General features: G+C 70.7%; 16 protein-coding genes. 9 read left to right on the plus strand and 7 right to left on the minus strand.

Annotated features, from left to right (window positions below; translation table 11 throughout):
• Window positions 1-58: 58 nt before the first annotated feature.
• The 3 genes from ACIRB1_RS08400 to ACIRB1_RS08410 are packed head-to-tail and all read left to right on the plus strand — an operon-like array spanning window position 59 to window position 3,251.
• A complete protein-coding gene (locus tag ACIRB1_RS08400) occupies window positions 59-1,459 on the plus strand; it encodes a glycosyltransferase family 4 protein (protein ID WP_403465020.1) in 1,401 nt (466 codons plus the stop codon).
• Window positions 1,453-2,187, plus strand: coding sequence for a class I SAM-dependent methyltransferase (locus ACIRB1_RS08405; RefSeq protein WP_200716234.1), 735 nt, complete (start codon window positions 1,453-1,455; stop codon window positions 2,185-2,187). The genes ACIRB1_RS08400 and ACIRB1_RS08405 overlap by 7 nt, the downstream gene beginning before the upstream one ends.
• A complete protein-coding gene (locus ACIRB1_RS08410; protein WP_403465021.1) occupies window positions 2,184-3,251 on the plus strand; it encodes a prenyltransferase in 1,068 nt (355 codons plus the stop codon). Before ACIRB1_RS08405 ends, ACIRB1_RS08410 begins: the two co-directional genes overlap by 4 nt.
• A gap of 100 nt (window positions 3,252-3,351) precedes the next feature.
• Here the strand turns inward: ACIRB1_RS08410 and ACIRB1_RS08415 are convergent, their stop codons facing one another.
• Window positions 3,352-3,642, minus strand: a complete 291-nt coding sequence (locus ACIRB1_RS08415; RefSeq protein WP_352183448.1) for a hypothetical protein — start codon at window positions 3,640-3,642, stop codon at window positions 3,352-3,354.
• 128 nt (window positions 3,643-3,770) lie between these two features.
• Between ACIRB1_RS08415 and ACIRB1_RS08420 the strand changes: the two genes are divergently transcribed.
• Complete coding sequence (locus tag ACIRB1_RS08420) at window positions 3,771-4,337, plus strand: hypothetical protein (protein WP_352183449.1); 567 nt, start codon at window positions 3,771-3,773, stop codon at window positions 4,335-4,337.
• A gap of 18 nt (window positions 4,338-4,355) precedes the next feature.
• On the opposite strand, the gene ACIRB1_RS08425 is transcribed toward ACIRB1_RS08420, so the two are convergent.
• The 3 genes from ACIRB1_RS08425 to ACIRB1_RS08435 form a co-directional block, all read right to left on the minus strand.
• Window positions 4,356-5,360, minus strand: a complete 1,005-nt coding sequence (locus tag ACIRB1_RS08425; RefSeq protein ID WP_403465022.1) for an LLM class F420-dependent oxidoreductase — start codon at window positions 5,358-5,360, stop codon at window positions 4,356-4,358.
• Window positions 5,361-5,476: 116 nt separating this feature from the next.
• Window positions 5,477-6,268, minus strand: a complete 792-nt coding sequence (locus ACIRB1_RS08430; RefSeq protein WP_352183451.1) for a hypothetical protein — start codon at window positions 6,266-6,268, stop codon at window positions 5,477-5,479.
• 86 nt (window positions 6,269-6,354) lie between these two features.
• Window positions 6,355-7,272, minus strand: a complete 918-nt coding sequence (locus ACIRB1_RS08435; RefSeq protein WP_403465023.1) for an N-acetylmuramoyl-L-alanine amidase — start codon at window positions 7,270-7,272, stop codon at window positions 6,355-6,357.
• A 117-nt stretch (window positions 7,273-7,389) separates the two neighbouring features.
• Between ACIRB1_RS08435 and ACIRB1_RS08440 the strand changes: the two genes are divergently transcribed.
• Window positions 7,390-8,361 (plus strand): alpha/beta fold hydrolase, encoded by a 972-nt coding sequence (locus tag ACIRB1_RS08440; RefSeq protein ID WP_403465024.1) that lies wholly within the window; start codon window positions 7,390-7,392, stop codon window positions 8,359-8,361.
• 2 nt (window positions 8,362-8,363) lie between these two features.
• Here the strand turns inward: ACIRB1_RS08440 and ACIRB1_RS08445 are convergent, their stop codons facing one another.
• Together ACIRB1_RS08445 and ACIRB1_RS08450 are read right to left on the minus strand one after the other, a co-directional pair.
• Complete coding sequence (locus ACIRB1_RS08445) at window positions 8,364-9,014, minus strand: class I SAM-dependent methyltransferase (protein ID WP_403465025.1); 651 nt, start codon at window positions 9,012-9,014, stop codon at window positions 8,364-8,366.
• A 116-nt stretch (window positions 9,015-9,130) separates the two neighbouring features.
• Window positions 9,131-10,864: an MFS transporter gene (locus ACIRB1_RS08450; RefSeq protein ID WP_403465026.1), complete on the minus strand. Its 1,734-nt coding sequence runs from the start codon at window positions 10,862-10,864 to the stop codon at window positions 9,131-9,133.
• Window positions 10,865-11,089: 225 nt separating this feature from the next.
• Between ACIRB1_RS08450 and ACIRB1_RS08455 the strand changes: the two genes are divergently transcribed.
• Window positions 11,090-12,340 carry a lipid-transfer protein gene (locus tag ACIRB1_RS08455; protein WP_403465027.1) on the plus strand — a complete coding sequence of 417 codons (1,251 nt, stop codon included), beginning with the start codon at window positions 11,090-11,092 and terminating at the stop codon, window positions 12,338-12,340.
• Here the strand turns inward: ACIRB1_RS08455 and ACIRB1_RS08460 are convergent, their stop codons facing one another.
• Window positions 12,341-12,766 carry a hypothetical protein gene (locus ACIRB1_RS08460; RefSeq protein ID WP_352183457.1) on the minus strand — a complete coding sequence of 142 codons (426 nt, stop codon included), beginning with the start codon at window positions 12,764-12,766 and terminating at the stop codon, window positions 12,341-12,343.
• 182 nt (window positions 12,767-12,948) lie between these two features.
• On the opposite strand from ACIRB1_RS08460, the gene ACIRB1_RS08465 reads away from it, so the two are divergent.
• The 3 genes from ACIRB1_RS08465 to ACIRB1_RS08475 all read left to right on the plus strand — a co-directional run bounded on the left by ACIRB1_RS08465 (window position 12,949) and on the right by ACIRB1_RS08475 (window position 15,506).
• Window positions 12,949-13,488, plus strand: a complete 540-nt coding sequence (locus ACIRB1_RS08465; protein ID WP_403465028.1) for a SigE family RNA polymerase sigma factor — start codon at window positions 12,949-12,951, stop codon at window positions 13,486-13,488.
• Complete coding sequence (locus ACIRB1_RS08470; protein ID WP_403465029.1) at window positions 13,488-14,321, plus strand: hypothetical protein; 834 nt, start codon at window positions 13,488-13,490, stop codon at window positions 14,319-14,321. The genes ACIRB1_RS08465 and ACIRB1_RS08470 overlap by 1 nt, the downstream gene beginning before the upstream one ends.
• 216 nt (window positions 14,322-14,537) lie before the next feature.
• Window positions 14,538-15,506, plus strand: a complete 969-nt coding sequence (locus tag ACIRB1_RS08475) for a GNAT family N-acetyltransferase (protein WP_403465030.1) — start codon at window positions 14,538-14,540, stop codon at window positions 15,504-15,506.
• The last annotated feature ends 226 nt before the right edge of the window (window positions 15,507-15,732 follow it).

A 15,732-nucleotide genomic window follows, 5' to 3' on the forward strand; every position in this document is an offset into this window, starting at 1 on the left:
TCTAGATTAGCGTCCCGGCGTAATCTCGCGGGACAGTGCAGGGAGAAGGGGGCTCAGAGTGACCGCTGAGGCCAGTCAGGCGGGTTCCCAGGAGGACTCGGCAGGCGGTGGTGGCCCCTCCCGGTCGAGCGGTGAGAGTGGGGGAGAGCGACCACTCCGTATCGCACTCCTCACCTACAAGGGGAACCCGTTCTGCGGCGGGCAGGGCGTCTACGTCCGCCACCTCTCCCGCGAGCTGGCCCGTCTCGGCCACCGCGTCGAGGTCATCGGCTCCCAGCCCTACCCGGTCCTCGACGAGGGCTACGACGGCATCTCCCTCACCGAGCTGCCCTCGCTCGACCTCTACCGCTCACCGGACCCCTTCCGCACCCCGAAGCGCGACGAGTACCGGGACTGGATCGATGCCCTCGAAGTCGGCACGATGTGGACCGGCGGCTTCCCCGAGCCCCTCACGTTCTCGCTCCGCGCCCGCCGCCACCTCCGGGCCAGGCGCGGCGAGTTCGACATCGTGCACGACAACCAGACGCTCGGCTACGGCCTGTTGGGGGACGTCGGCGCGCCGCTCGTCACCACGATCCACCACCCCATCACCGTGGACCGGCAGTTGGAGCTGGACGCGGCCGAGAACCGGTGGCAGCGGATGTCCAAGCGCCGCTGGTACGCGTTCACCCGGATGCAGAAGCGCGTCGCCCGCCGGCTGCCCTCCGTGCTCACCGTCTCCGGCACCTCGCGCCAGGAGATCATCGACCACCTCGGCGTCCGCGACGATCGCATCCACGTCGTCCACATCGGCGCCGACACCGACCTGTTCGCCCCGGACCCCTCGGTCCCGCAGGTGCCGGGCCGGATCGTCACCACGTCCAGCGCGGACGTCCCCCTCAAGGGCCTCGTCTTCCTCGTCGAGGCCCTGGCGAAGGTCCGCACGGAACACCCCGACGCGCACCTGATCGTCGTAGGAAAGCGTCCGACGGAGGGCCCGGTCTCCCAGGCCGTCGAGCGCTACGGCCTCGAAGGCGCCGTCGACTTCGTCAAGGGCATCACCGACGCCGAACTGGTCGACCTGGTCCGCTCGGCGGAGGTCGCCTGCGTGCCGTCGCTGTACGAGGGCTTCTCGCTCCCGGCGGCGGAGGCGATGGCCACGGGGACGCCGCTCGTCGCGACGACGGGCGGGGCGATCCCGGAGGTCGCGGGCCGCGACGGGGAGACCTGCCTGGCGGTGCCCCCCGGGGACCCGGGCGCACTCGCGACCGCCCTCAGCCGGCTGCTGGCCGACCCGGTGCTCCGGGCCCGCCTCGGCGCGGCGGGCCGCGAACGCGTCCTGGCCCGCTTCACCTGGGCGAAGGCGGCCGAAGGCACGGTGGCCCGCTACCGCGCGGCGATGTCCGGCCGTACGACCTCCCCCTCCGCAACTCCGAACAGCCACACCGGTGTCTATCCCGAAAGCAGGGCCACGTGCTGACCGTCGACTTCTCCCGGTTCCCGCTCGCCCCTGGCGACCGTGTCCTGGACCTCGGATGCGGTGCCGGGCGGCACGCGTTCGAGTGCTACCGGCGAGGGGCACAGGTCGTCGCCCTCGACCAGAACGCCGAGGAGATCCGCGAGGTCGCCAAGTGGTTCGCGGCGATGAAGGAGGCCGGCGAGGCCCCGGCCGGCGCCACCGCCACCGCGATGGAAGGCGACGCGCTCCAACTCCCCTTCCCCGACGAGTCGTTCGACGTCGTGATCATCTCCGAGGTGATGGAGCACATCCCGGACGACAAGGGAGTCCTCGCCGAGATGGTCCGGGTGCTCAAGCCCGGCGGCCGGATCGCCATCACCGTCCCGCGCTACGGCCCCGAGAAGGTGTGCTGGGCGCTGTCCGACGCCTATCACGAGGTCGAGGGCGGCCACATCCGCATCTACAAGGCGGACGAACTCCTCGCCAAGATCCGCGAGGCGGGCCTCCAGCCGTACGGCACCCACCACGCGCACGGGCTGCACTCGCCGTACTGGTGGCTGAAGTGCGCGTTCGGCGTGGACAACGACAAGGCGCTGCCGGTGCAGGCGTACCACAAGCTCCTGGTCTGGGACATCATGAAGAAACCCCTCGCCACCCGGGTCGCCGAACAGGCGCTGAACCCGCTGATCGGCAAGAGCTTCGTGGCGTACGCGACCAAGCCGCACCTTCCCCTGGCGGAAGCCAAGTGACCACTCCCCGGACAGAACACCTCGTCCTGCCCGGGGTCCTCACCGCGGAGGAGGCCGCCGCGACCGTCGCGGGCATCCTCGCCGTGCAGCGGGAGGACGGGGCGATCCCGTGGTTCCGGGGGCATCACCTCGACCCGTGGGACCACACCGAGGCGGCGATGGCGCTCGACGCGGCCGGTGAGCACGCGGCGGCGGAGCGGGCGTACAACTGGCTCGCGCGGCACCAGAACGCGGACGGGTCGTGGTTCGCGGCCTACGCCGACGGCGATCCGGATGACGTCACCGACCGGGGGCGCGAGACCAACTTCGTCGCCTACATCGCCGTCGGCGTGTGGCACCACTACCTCGCCACCGGCGACGACACCTTCCTCGACCGGCTGTGGCCGCATGTCTTCGCCGCGGTCGAGTTCGTGCTGCGGCTTCAGCAGCCGGGCGGGCAGATCGGGTGGAAGCGGGAGGACGACGGCACGGACACATCGGACGCGCTGCTGACCGGGTCGTCCTCGATCCACCAGGCGTTGCGGTGCGCGCTCGCCATCGCCGAGCAGCGTGAAGAGCCGCAGCCGGACTGGGAGTTGGCGGTCGGGGCGTTGCGGCACGCGATCCGTCGGCATCCCGAACGGTTCCTGGACAAGGACCGGTACTCGATGGACTGGTACTACCCGGTCCTGGGCGGGGCGTTGACCGGTGCGGAGGCCACATCCCGGGTGGAGGAGGGGTGGAGCCGGTTCGTCGTGCCGGGGCTCGGGGTGCGGTGCGTCGTTCCCAACCCGTGGGTGACGGGCGGGGAGTCGGCCGAACTCGCCCTCGCGCTATGGGCGTTGGGGGAGTCCGATCGGGCGCTGGAGATTCTTCAGTCCATCCAGCACCTGCGCGATGCCGAGAGCGGGCTGTACTGGACCGGGTATGTCTTCGACGACGACGCGGTGTGGCCGCGGGAGTTGACCACGTGGACCGCGGGGTCGCTGCTGCTGGCCGTGGCGGCGCTGGGTGGGCATGACGCGACCTGTGCGGTATTCGGTGCGGAGCACTTGCCGTTGGGGCTGGATCCGGATTGTTGTTGAGCGCGGGCCGGTGGGGGCTGGTCGCGCAGTTCCCCGCGCCCCTAAAAGAGGCGGCGAGCCCTGCTTTTAAGGGTGCGGGGAACTGTGTGACCAGCCTTGCTCAGCGGGAGACCCGGTTGGCTATCGCGTGGCCGATGAAGAGGTACACCACCGCTGCCAGGCCGTAGCCGCAGACGACCCGTGCCCATGCCGCGTCGAAGGTGAACAGGTCGCGGGACCAGCCGGCGAGCCAGTTGGCCGAACGGTGGACGAACTGCACGAGGTCGTTCGCGCGGTTGGCGTCCAACAGGTACATCAGAATCCAGAGGGCCAGAATGAGGGCCATGATGTCGGCGATGATCACTATGACGTTGCCGACTGAATTCGAACCGCGTCTGTAGTAGGGGGACATGCCAAGCGGATTGCCGCTTCCGACCGGATGAAACCCGAACGGCTTCCCCCGGGTGGCGCGGCGGCCCGAACCGGGTGAGGCTGCCGGAGCAAGGACACCCACTCGGGGAGAACACCCCGGAGGACCCCGTGCCCGTACCGATACGGCGCCTCTTCGTGGCGCTCACCCTGTGCTGCGCCCTGCTCGCCGGCGCCACCGCCTGCGGCAGCGCGACCACCGACGCCGGCCAGGACACCGCGGCCGTCGTGGCTGCCGCCACGCCCAGTCCCAGCACCACCGCCCAGCGGCAGAAGCTGGCCAAGACCCGCTTCGTCGCCAACGCGAGCCTCGCCGCGGGCGCCACCTACCAGTGGATCGTGAAGCCCTGGAAGGCGGGCAAGTTCAAGAAGGGCGCGAGCGGACGCAGGTTCGCGCTCGTCAAGGCGGGCCTCGCGGGCGCCTTCGCGTACAACCGGCTCAAGGCCGCCAAGCGCAACGCCGAGGGCGACCCCACGCTGTCCAAGGCGCTCGCTCCGCTGACCGCGGGGATCGACTCGCTCAAGGACCTGCCGTCCAAGCTCCGCAAGGGCGACTCGACCGACTCGACGGCCGGTTCCTTCGACGACATCATCAACAAGGTCAAGGACGCGGGCAAGAGCGCCGGCGCCGAGGTGACCGACAAGGTGCCGTCGGCGGGCCAACTGGCGGGCGGCTGACGAGGAGTTGAGCTGCTCCTAGGAGTTCAGCTCGGCCAGTACCCGTAGCGTGTGCGGGTCGGGCGCAAGGGCCAGGAGATCCGTCACCGGGCCCTTGCGCCACAACTCCAGCCGCTCCGCGATGCGTTCACGCGGGCCGACGAGCGAGATCTCGTCGGCGAACGCGTCCGGCACGGCGAGCACGGCCTCCTCGCGGCGCCCGGCGAGGAACAACTCCTGTATCCGCCGGGCCTCTTGCTCGTACCCCATGCGCGCCATCAGGTCGGCGTGGAAGTTCCGGGCCGCGTGCCCCATCCCGCCGATGTAGAAGCCGAGCATCATCTTCACGGGGAGCAGGCCCTCGGCCACGTCGTCGCAGACCTTCACCTGTGCCATGGGCGCCACGAGGAAGTCGTCCCGGAAGACGGTCGTGCCGTAGACCTCGGGGCGGCTCGGCGACCAGTACAGCGGCAGCCACCCGTCCGCGATCGCCGCCGTCTGCGCCACGTTCTTCGGCCCCTCCGCGCCGAGCAGCACCGGCAGGTCCGAACGGAGCGGGTGCGTGATGGACCTGAGGGCCTTGCCGAGTCCCGTGCCGTCCGCGCCCCGGTACGGATGCGCGTGGAACCGGCCGTCCATCTCGACCGGCGCCTCCCGCCGCAGCACCTGCCGTACCACCTCGACGTACTCCCGGGTCGCGGTCAGCGGCGACGTGGGGAACGGCCGCCCGTACCACCCCTCCACCACCTGCGGCCCCGACAGCCCGAGCCCGAGCAGCACCCGCCCGCCGGAGAGATGGTCGAGCGTGAGCGCGTGCATCGCGGTGGTGGTCGGGGAGCGGGCCGCCATCTGCGCAACGGCCGTACCCAGCTTGATCGTTGACGTCTGCGCCGCGATCCAGGTCAGGGGGGTGAAGGCATCGGACCCCCACGACTCGGCCGTCCACACGGAGTCGTACCCCAGCCGCTCGGCCTCCAGCGCCAGCGGCAGATGATCGGCGGAGGGCCCGCGCCCCCAGTACCCGAGTGCGAGACCGAGCCGCATATCGCCTCCAGAGCAACGGAGCTGACGGTCCGTCAGTCGACAGATCGACGGCTGCGACTGTACGACAACGGCCCCCCGCCGGGAAGGGCGAGGGGCCGTGGGAGACGGTGCGGGGCTCAGCCGCGCTGGATACCCGAGGTGTCCTGAAGGACGCCGCGACGGCCGTCCTGCGTCTGCGCGACGAGGGCCGGCCCGCGCTGCTCGACGGCCAAGTACCAGGTACCCGGCGCGAGTTCGGCGATCGGCGACGGCGAACCGTCCTCCGCGAACAGCGGCCTGGCCACCGGCACGGCGAACCAGAACGGCGAGAAGTCCCCGGCCGGAGCGGGCGCCGGCTGCGGCTGCCCGAACGGCTGCCCGGCCTGCGCCTGCTGCGGCGGAGTGCCGTACGAGGGCTGCGGCGCACCCGGACCGGCGGGACCGGCGCCGGGATAGCCGTAACCACCGGGCGGCTGGGCGCCGTAGGGCTGCGGGGCGGCCGGCTTGGGGGCCGGGACGAGGGCGGCCTGGAGCGGCGGGAGCAGCGGGGTGGCGATGGCGCCGCCGGCCAGGACGAGGGACGCGATGAAGCCGAGGATGAGACCGCCACCGGCGCTGAGGCCGTCCGGGACATCCACGAGGGTCCAGAACAGGGCCCAGACCACCAGGACCGAGAACGCGACGCCCGCCTGGCCCAGTTCGATGCCCACGATCTTGCGCGGCTGCGGCAGCAGGCGGTTGACGACGATCAGGGCGGCGGCGATGACCCCACCGATGTAGAGGCCCAGGCCGTCGCCGAGGTAGTCCCAGGCGGTCGGAGCGTTGCTGTAACCGGTGGCCGTGTAGAAGCTGAGAAAAGACGCGATGAAGAGCAATACCGCTGCTCCGATCACCACGCCGTCGCCTCGTGTGAGGGAGCGGATATTCACTTCAGGTCCTTCGTAGGTCGTCTCGTCGTCGGTAGACCCTATCGTCCACCCTGTCAGGGTGTCCGCCCGGATCAGCCCACTGACCGCTACCCGCGCAGGAAACTCACGATTCCCTCAGAGATTCCCTGCGCCGCCTTCTGTCGCCAGGCGTTGTCCGTCAGCAGTGCGGCATCCTTGCTATCGCGCATGTTGCCGCACTCGATGAACACCTTGGGAACCGTTGACAGATTGAGACCGCCCAGGTCCTTACGCGTGACGAGACCGGTGCCTTCGCCGATGTAGTTGGAGAACTGTTCGCCCGTCGCGCGACGGTAGTCGCCCGCGATGCCCCGGCCGAGGGCGGCGGAGGAGGCGACGATGGCGCGGGTGTCGGCGGAGCCCGCGTGCACCGAGCCCGGCAGGATCACATGGAAGCCGCGGTCGCCGGCGGCCGCGCCGTCCGCGTGGATGGAGATCGCCGCGTCCGCGTGCGCGTCGTTCCCGATCCGGGCCCGCTGGTCCACGCACGGCCCCCAGGCGGGGGAGTCGCCGTCGTGCGTCAGCTTCACCGTGATGCCCTGCCGTTCGAGCAGCGCCTTCAGCCGGTGCGAGACGTCCATCGTGAACCGGGCTTCCGAGTAACCCGCGTTGGTCGACGTCCCGGTCGTGTCGCACTCCTTCCAGTTCGTGCCGATGTTCACCTTGCGGTTGATCTCGGCGGTGTGCTGGAAGTTGGTGACGTTGTGCCCGGGGTCGATGACAACGACCTTACCCTTGAGGGAACTTGACCCCGGCGGCTTGTCGTCGTTGGACGCGGTGCCCGTCGGCGAGAGGGGCGCGCCGGCCGTGGTGGAGGACGTGCTGCCCGCCGCGCGGCCCGAGCTGCCGCCCGGGGCGCCGACGGCCTCGTACACGAACCATCCGATCAGGGCCCCCGGGACCAGCGCGGCGAGCGCCACGGTCAGGGGCCCCCGGCGGGGACGGCGGGGCTGTGGGGGATCGAAGTCCGGGCCTACGTACGACACGGAGCCACCCTAGCCGCCTTGCCCGGCGGGTTTGCCGAACCGGCAACAGGAGTCGCGCGCGTCCCCGCCCCCGGCCGACGATCGGGGGACCAGCCCCCTCCCGGAGGACTCAAGCCCATGGTCAAGGACGTCACACACCGCCTCGTGCCCGCCCCCGCCGGCCGCATCCACCTCGCCGAACAGGGCACCGGCCCCCTGGTCCTGCTGGTGCACGGCTTCCCCGAGTCCTGGTACTCGTGGCGCCACCAGCTGCCCGCCCTCGCCGAAGCCGGCCACCGCGCGGTGGCCGTCGACGTGCGGGGCTACGGCCGCTCGTCGAGGCCGGACGACGTGTCGGCGTACCGCATGCGCGACCTCGTGGAGGACGCTGTGGCGGTCGTCCACGCGCTGGGCGAGCGGTCCGCGGTGATCGTCGGCCACGACTGGGGCGCGGGCATCGCCGCCCACTCCGCCCTCCTGCGCCCCGACGTCTTCCACGCCGTGGGACTGCTCAGCGTCCCCTACGCCCCGCGCGGCGGCCCGCGACCCGGCGAGATCTTCGCGGGGATGGGCGGGGACGAGGAGTTCTACGTCTCGTACTTCCAGGAGCCGGGCCGGGCGGAGGCGGAGACCGAACCGGACGTACGGGGCTGGCTGGCGGGCTTCTACGCCGCGTTCTCCGCCGACACGATGCCCGCACCCGGCGCCCCCGACCCGCACTTCGTGAGCAGGAACGGCGGCACCCTCCGCGACCGCTTCCCGGCGAAGACACCGGCCTGGCTGGGCACGGACGAACTCGACGTCTACGCAGGGGAGTTCGAGCGCACGGGCCTGACCACCGCCCTCCACCGCTACCGGAACATGGACCGCGACTGGGAGGACATGGCGGCCTACGACGGCGCACCCATCACCCAGCCGTCCCTGTTCCTCGGCGGTTCCCTGGACGCCTCCACCACCTGGCTGTCCGACGCCATCGCCGCCTACCCGACGACCCTGCCGGGCCTGCGCGGCTCGCACATCCTGGAGGGCTGCGGCCACTGGATCCAGCAGGAGCGCCCGGCGGAGGTCAACCAGCACCTGACCAACTGGCTGGCCGGGCTGTCCAGTTGACCTCAGATACCGCTGCCGGTACGCCGTAGGACCCGCAGGGAGCCGCTCACCGACACCTCCGTGAACGCGCCGGACTCCAGCGCCCGCAGATACACGCGGTACGGCGCCTGCCCGGTGAACTCGTCCTCCGGGTCCGGGAACACGTCATGGATGACCAGCAGCCCGCCCTCGGCGACATGGGGCGCCCAGCCCTCGTAGTCCCCGTTCGCGTGCTCGTCGGTGTGCCCGCCGTCGATGAAGACGAGGGCGAGGGGGGTGCCCCAGATCCGCGAGACCTGCGGCGAGCGCCCGACGAGGGCCACCACGTGCTCCTCCAGCCCGGCCCGGTGCAGGGTCCTGCGGAACGTCGGCAGGGTGTCCATCAGCCCGATCTCCGGGTCGACGGTCTCCGGGTCGTGGTACTCCCACCCCGGCTGCTGCTCCTCGCTGCCCCGGTGATGATCGAGGGTGAGCGCGGTGACGCCTGCCTCGCGGGCGGCGTCGGCGAGGAGGAGGGTGGAGCGGCCGCAGTACGTCCCGACTTCGAGGAGGGGAAGGCCGAGGCGCCCGGCTTCCGTCGCGGCGGCGTACAGGGCGAGCCCCTCGTCGACCGGCATGAATCCCTTGGCCGCCTCGAACGCGGCGAGGATCTCGGGCTTGGGTGCCGGTGACATGGGACGGTCCCTTCGGTACGGGGCGAGCTGGTGGGCGCAGGCCAGGCTACGTCCCTTCAGGGGCGCGGGGAACTGCGCGACCAGCCCCCACGCACCTGCACAGAACGAACTACCGACTACGCGCTCACGGTCTCGCCGGGCAAGGACAGATCCAGGTCAACCGCGACGGAGTCCCCCGCATGCGTCGCGGATGAGGCCAACGGACCGTGCCCCGAAGCCCGCGCCGCCAGCACATACGCCCCCTGCGAGGGCACGGCGAGCACGTAGCTCCCGTCCTCGGAGGACAACGTCGCCCCGGCCTGCCGCCCACGCCGATCGATCAATGTGACCTTGGCCCGGGCGACAGGAACCCCGTCCGCACTCAGCACCCGCCCCCGGAACCCCCGAAGAACCTCCTCGGCCCGCTCCAGGTTCGCCTCTTCCTCACTGCTGAAGTTCAACCGCGGCGCCCGATTCGGCTTCGGGAGGAACAGCGCCATCAGCAGGCCGACGGCAACCGCACCGGTGGCGATCAGGAACGACACGCGGAACCCGTGCATCGTCGGGATGGCGACCCCGCCCACATGGTTCGCGGTGTTCGCCAGCACCATCCCGATCACCGCGCTGGAGACGGACGTACCGATGGACCGCATAAGGGTGTTGAGCCCGTTGGCCGCACCGGTCTCGGAGGCGGGCACGGCGCCGACGATCAACGCGGGCAGCGACGAGTACGCGAGCCCGATGCCCGCACCGAGCACGACGGCGATGACAAGGGACTGCCAGGCCGCGCTCATGAGGCCGAGCCCCGCACCGTAGCCGATACCGATGATCAGCATGCCGAGGATCAGGGTGAACTTCGGCCCGTACTTCGCCGACAGCTTGGCGTAGACGGGGGCCGTGAACATCATCGTCAGACCGAGCGGCGCCACCAGCAGACCGGCGCTGACCATCGACTGCCCGAGGCCGTAGCCCGTGGACTTCGGCAGCTGGAGGAGCTGCGGCAGGACGAGGGAGACGACGTAGAAGGAGACACCGACCATGATCGAGGCGAGGTTGGTGAAGAGGACCGCCGGGCGGGCGGTGGTGCGCAGGTCGACCAGCGGGGCCTTCAGACGCAGCTCCATCGTGCCCCACAGCAGCAGGACGACGACCGCCGCGGCGAACAGCCCGAGCGTGGTGCCGGAGGTCCAGCCCCAGTCGCTGCCCTTGGTGATGGGGAGGAGGAAGAGGACGAGGCCCACCGAGAGGCCGATCGCGCCGAGCACGTCGAAGGTGCCCTCCGCGCGCATCGGGGACTCCGGTACGACGAGGAGGGTGAGGCCGATCGCGAGAACACCGAGGCCGGCGGCGCCGTAGAAGAGGGCGTGCCAGTCGGCGTGCTGCGCGACCAGGGCCGCGGCGGGCAGCGCGAGGCCACCGCCGACGCCGATCGAGGAACTCATCAGTGCCATCGCCGAGCCGAGCTTCTCGCGGGGCAGCATGTCGCGCATCAGGCCGATGCCGAGGGGTATCGCGCCCATCGCGAAGCCTTGCAACGTGCGGCCCGCGATCATCGTGAGCAGATCGCTGGTGAGGGCGCTGACCAGGGCTCCTACGACCATCACGGCCAGGCTGGTGATCAGCATCCGGCGCTTGCCGTAGAGGTCGCCGAGGCGGCCCATGATCGGCGTGGCGACGGCTCCGGAGAGGAGAGTCGAGGTCAGGACCCAGGTGGCGTTGCTGGGTTCGGTGCCCAGCAGCTGCGGCAGGTCCTTGATGACCGGGACGAGCAGGGTCTGCATCACCGCGACAACGATGCCCGCGAAGGCGAGCACCGGCACGACGGCGCCGGACGGCCTCCGTGCGGGCTGGTCGGTCGACGTGTGCGTCATGGAGTGGGGCCTCCAGGCCGTAAGGGTGTTCAGGGTGGGGTGATCCGTGCGGGTGGATCCGTACAAGGTGACTGATCCGTGCGGGATAAGTGCACGGTAAACCTCGTATGCACGGGCAACTATTCCGATGCTTCGGCGTACTAACTAATCCTTGACCGTCCCATGGATATCTGACGTGTCATCAGGTCTGGTCATTCTCTGGAACGTGTTCTAATCTCGCCCGCCATGAAGGCCTATGTCGCAGGCGTCGGGATGACGAGGTTCGAGAAGCCCGAGACCCGGGAGTGGCAGTACTGGGACATGGTGCGGGAGGCCGGGAACGCCGCCCTCGCGGACGCCGGGATCTCCTACGCCGACGTAGAACAGGTTCCTGTCGGCTACTGCTTCCAGCCCTCCACCGCCGGCCAGCGCGCCGCCTATGAGCTAGGTCTCACCGGCATCCCCGTCTACAACGTCAACAACAACTGCGCCACCGGCTCGACCGCGCTGATGCTGGCCCGGCAGCTGGTGGAGGGCGGAGCCGCGGACTGCGTCCTCGCGCTGGGCTTCGAGAAGATGAAGCGGGGCTCGCTGGGCGGCGGCGGAGCGGACGGCGGTGACTTCGCGACCTCCCCCGTGGCCCGGCACTACGGCGTCATGGCCGCCCGCCACGGCTTCGAGATGACCCCGCCCACCGCACAGATCTTCGGCGACGCGGCCCGCGAGCACATGGAGAGGTACGGCACGACCGAGGCACAGCTCGCCGCCGTCGCCGCGAAGAACCACCGGCACTCCGCGCACAATCCGTACGCCCAGTTCCGGGACGTGTACGACGTCGACGACATCCTGGCGGCGCGGGTGGTGCACCGGCCGTTGACGAAGTTGCAGTGCTCGCCGACGTCGGACGGCGCGGCCGCGGCGGTCGTGGTGTCGGAGCGGTTCGCGGAGGAGCGGGGGCTGGGGGCGGGTGCGGGGGCAGGATCGGGTGCGGGCCTCGCTGCGGGTGGCGGCTCGGGTTCGCTCGTCGAGATCGTCGCCCAGGCGATGACCACCGACACGGAGGAGTCCTTCGCGTCCGGCTCCTGCGTCGACGTCGTCGGGCAGCCGATGTCCCGGGCCGCCGCCCGCCAGGTCTACGAGCGGTCGGGGCTCGGCATCGAGGACGTGGACGTCGTGGAACTCCACGACTGCTTCTCGATCAACGAGCTGCTGACGTACGAGGCGCTCGGCATGTGCGCGCCGGGGGAGTCCGGGAAACTCGTCGAGTCCGGGGCGACGACGTACGGCGGGCGGTGGGTCGTGAACCCGTCCGGCGGCCTGATCTCCAAGGGACATCCGCTGGGGGCCACCGGGATCGCTCAAGTCGCCGAGTTGGTGTGGCAGCTGCGGGGGACGGCGGGGGAGCGGCAGGTGCCGGGGGCCGAGGTGGGGCTCGCGCACAACATCGGGTTGGGCGGGGCGGCTGTGGTGACGTTGTTGCGGGCGGCCTCCATTTGACTATGTGACGGTGACGAAACCTTCCGTCCAGGTCCTTTCGTCCAGCCTCACCGGCGCGACCTCGAGTTCGGCCCCGGCCGGGATGCCCGGATGGTTCGCGAGGGCGGCCCGGGCCTGATCCTCCGAGAGGAACGCGCCGAGGATCTTGACCAGCTCGCCGCGTTCGGGGTGGTCCAGGGTCTGGAAGAGGAGATGGAGTTCGCCCGGTGGCTGGTCCGGCCCGGTGTCCCCGGGGGACGGGGTCGTGTCCACTTGCAACGGGACGATCCAGAAGCTGCTCGGAGAATCTCTGAACCCCGGGAGTTCCACGGTGGCGGCCTGCGCCTCCGCGGCCTTGCGCTGCGTCGAGAAGACGCCGACCAGCTTGAAGTCGCTGCTTCCGTCGGGGAAGGCGTGCAGGTGGATCAGGGCGAGTACGGCGGTCATGAGGGGCTCCGGTCGGTCGGGTGAATGGGTGTCTCCGGATCGCGTCGAGGGGGACCCGGGCTTCTTCTTCTGCCCCGTGACGTGCACTTCAGCGGGTCGCCGGAGCGGCGGGGAGGGATTTCGGGGGGAGGGGCAACGGTTCGGGCGGCTCGTGGACTCCTATAGACATCTAGGAGGTGCCCATGGGGGATCGCAAGCAGGCTCGGGACGATGAGTTCCAGAGCTTTGTCATCGGCCGCTGGCCGCGGTTGATGCGAACGGCATTTCTCCTCACGGGGGAGCAGCACGCGGCGGAGGACCTGGTCCAGTCGACGCTCGAACAGACCTTTGTGGCCTGGCGGAAGGTCGGCTCGGCCGACGATCCCGAGGCGTATGTGCGGCGCGTGATGATCAACGCGCACGCACGAAAACACCGCAGACGACTCAAGGAATTCCTGGCGCCCAAGGACGACTCGGGCCTGGTCCGCGAGATCGCCGACACCGGTGACCGCATGGCCCAGGCCGACGATCGCAGCGCCCTGCTGAAGGCACTGGCCCAACTGCCTCCGAGGCAGCGGGAGGCGGTGGTGCTGCGGTACTGGGAGGACCTGACCGAGACACAGACGGCCCAGGCGATGGGCTGCTCGGTCGGCGCGGTGAAGAGCAACGCGGCGAAGGGCATCGCGAAACTCCGTGCCATACCGGGACTCGCCGAGATGGTGACGCAGGGAGGGCGGAAGTGATGAGCGCGGACCGGGAGACGAACACCACGATGACCGACAGAGACATCGCCCTCCTGCTGGCCGACGCCGCGGACGAGGTCGAGATCGGCATAGCCCCCTACCAGGCGGTGATCCGCGGCGGCCGTCGGCGCCGGGCCCGCCGCTGGGCACTCGCGACGGCCGCGGCACTGGTGATCACGGGCGCCTCGGGCACGCTGGCCCTGGCCGGGCTGCGCGATGGGGACGGCCGGGAGGTGACACCGGCGGTGACCCAGCGGCCGACGCAGCCGTTGACTCCGGAGGAGCGCCATGTGTACGAGCCGCAGGACACCCTGGTCGGCACGGGCGGCGTCGGCGGCAAGGACTGGAGGGTCACCGTCCAGGTGTGGGGCGCGCCGCGCGACGAGGGGGAGGCATGGGCCCAGCTCCAGCGCATGAAGGCCTACGGCGAGGAGGCGGTGGCCGTGGACAAGTCGTCCCAACTGATCGGCAAGTACACGTTCTTCGTGCGCCGGAGCATCGGGGACGGGAAGGAGTCCGTCATCACGCAGAACTCGGTCGACACCAAGGACAGGATGGCGGGCACCGACCTCGAATCCGCCGCACTCTCCCTCGACCCGAACCACACCGAGCCGCAGCGCCTGGTCGTCGGCCAGGTCGCCAAGACCGCCCAGCAGGTCGCCTGCACCTGGAAGAACGGCACGACGACCTACGCCGACCTGGTCTCCGCGGGCGCCGACCTCAACACCGACGAGTCGTCGATCCGGCCGGTGGCGGGGGCACCGGTGAACTGGTTCGTGTGCGTGGGGGCGCCGGGGACGTCGTTCGATTCGGTGAAGGTGGTTACGGAGTAGGGGGAGTAGGGAGCGGGGTGGTCGGGACGCCTGGTCGGGGAGGCTGGGTGTGGCGGGGCGGGTCGGGGACGCGGGGTGGGGCGGGCCGGGGACGCCGGGTGTGGCGTGGGGTGGAGACCCGTGGTCCGCCCCGTCCACGCCATGCCGATGACCGGCGCGAGCGGGGGCTCGAAAACCGTTCGCCGGTCGGGCGGGGCTCTGGCACGGTGGCGCACTATGACGAACGTCGAGCTGGTGACCGCCGCGGAGCTGCGGCTGATGCAGGGGTTGGCGCAGCGCGTCACCGCCACTCGTCCCGACCTGGTGAACGCCGACGCGACGTTCGGCGAGCTGGCCTGGACCTGGGGCAAGGAGCAGGGCGGCGACGGCAAGGGGAGACCCTGTCGGCTGTGGTTCGCGGGTGGGGAGCTGGCGGCATGGGCCTGGGCCCGGCTTCCGCGGCAGGTGCGGCGGAACGATGGTTCGGTGAAGGACCTCACCGACGCCTGCGTCACCTACCAGGTGCACCCCGACCGGGCTGAACTGATCGACGAGGTGATCGACTGGTACGACGCCACCGCGCCGGGCATCGACCGCACGGTGGTCGCGAGCGCCGCCGACGAGTTCGCCCTGACCCGCTGGGCGGCACACGGCTACGAGCCCGACCCGGCCTCGCTCGGCGACATGGGTGTCTGGACGCAGCTCAACGAACGGGACCTCACCGAGCTGGAACCCGCGGTACTGCCGGAGGGCTTCCGTTTCCGCACCGCCGCCGAGGCGGGCCCGGAGGCCGCGGTCCAGGCCCACCTGGACGCCTGGGCCCCCTCGGCCTACACGGCCGAGAGCTACGAGGGCGTCCGCGGAACACCGGGATACCGGGCGGACCTGCACTTCCTGGTGGAGGCCCCGGACGGCACGATGGCGGCCTCGACCATCATGTGGCTCGACGAGGCGAACGACACCGTCGAGTTCGAACCGGTCGGCGCGCACCCGGCATACCGGCGCCTGGGCCTGGCAAGGGCGATGCTCCTGCACGGAATGCACCAGGCCCGGGCATCCGGCGCCACCCAGGCGACGGTCGCCTGCCTGGGCGCCCCGGGCCACCCGAAGGCACGCGCGCTGTACTACGGCCTCGGCTTCCGGGAGTTGTCACGGGACGCGCCGCTCATCAAGTCCGGGGGTGCGGGCTGCGGGGGTGCGGGCTGAGGGGGGTACGGGCTGCGCGGTGGCCGTCCGGACCCGGGATCACCTGACGCCGTCCCGGATGCTTGAAAAGTGGGGCCAGGGCCGTCCGCACCGGGGTTCTGATGACCTTCGGGCCGGGTGCCGGCGGGGTTTCGGCCTGCCCCCGGACCGGTGGCCTTCCGGGGTCGACTCCCGGACCGTACAAGGGTGTTGACGGCGTTCGTGTGTGTGCTGCGGGTACGCGCTG

This window comes from Streptomyces sp. NPDC096013 (assembly GCF_044763565.1).
GTDB lineage: Bacteria > Actinomycetota > Actinomycetes > Streptomycetales > Streptomycetaceae > Streptomyces.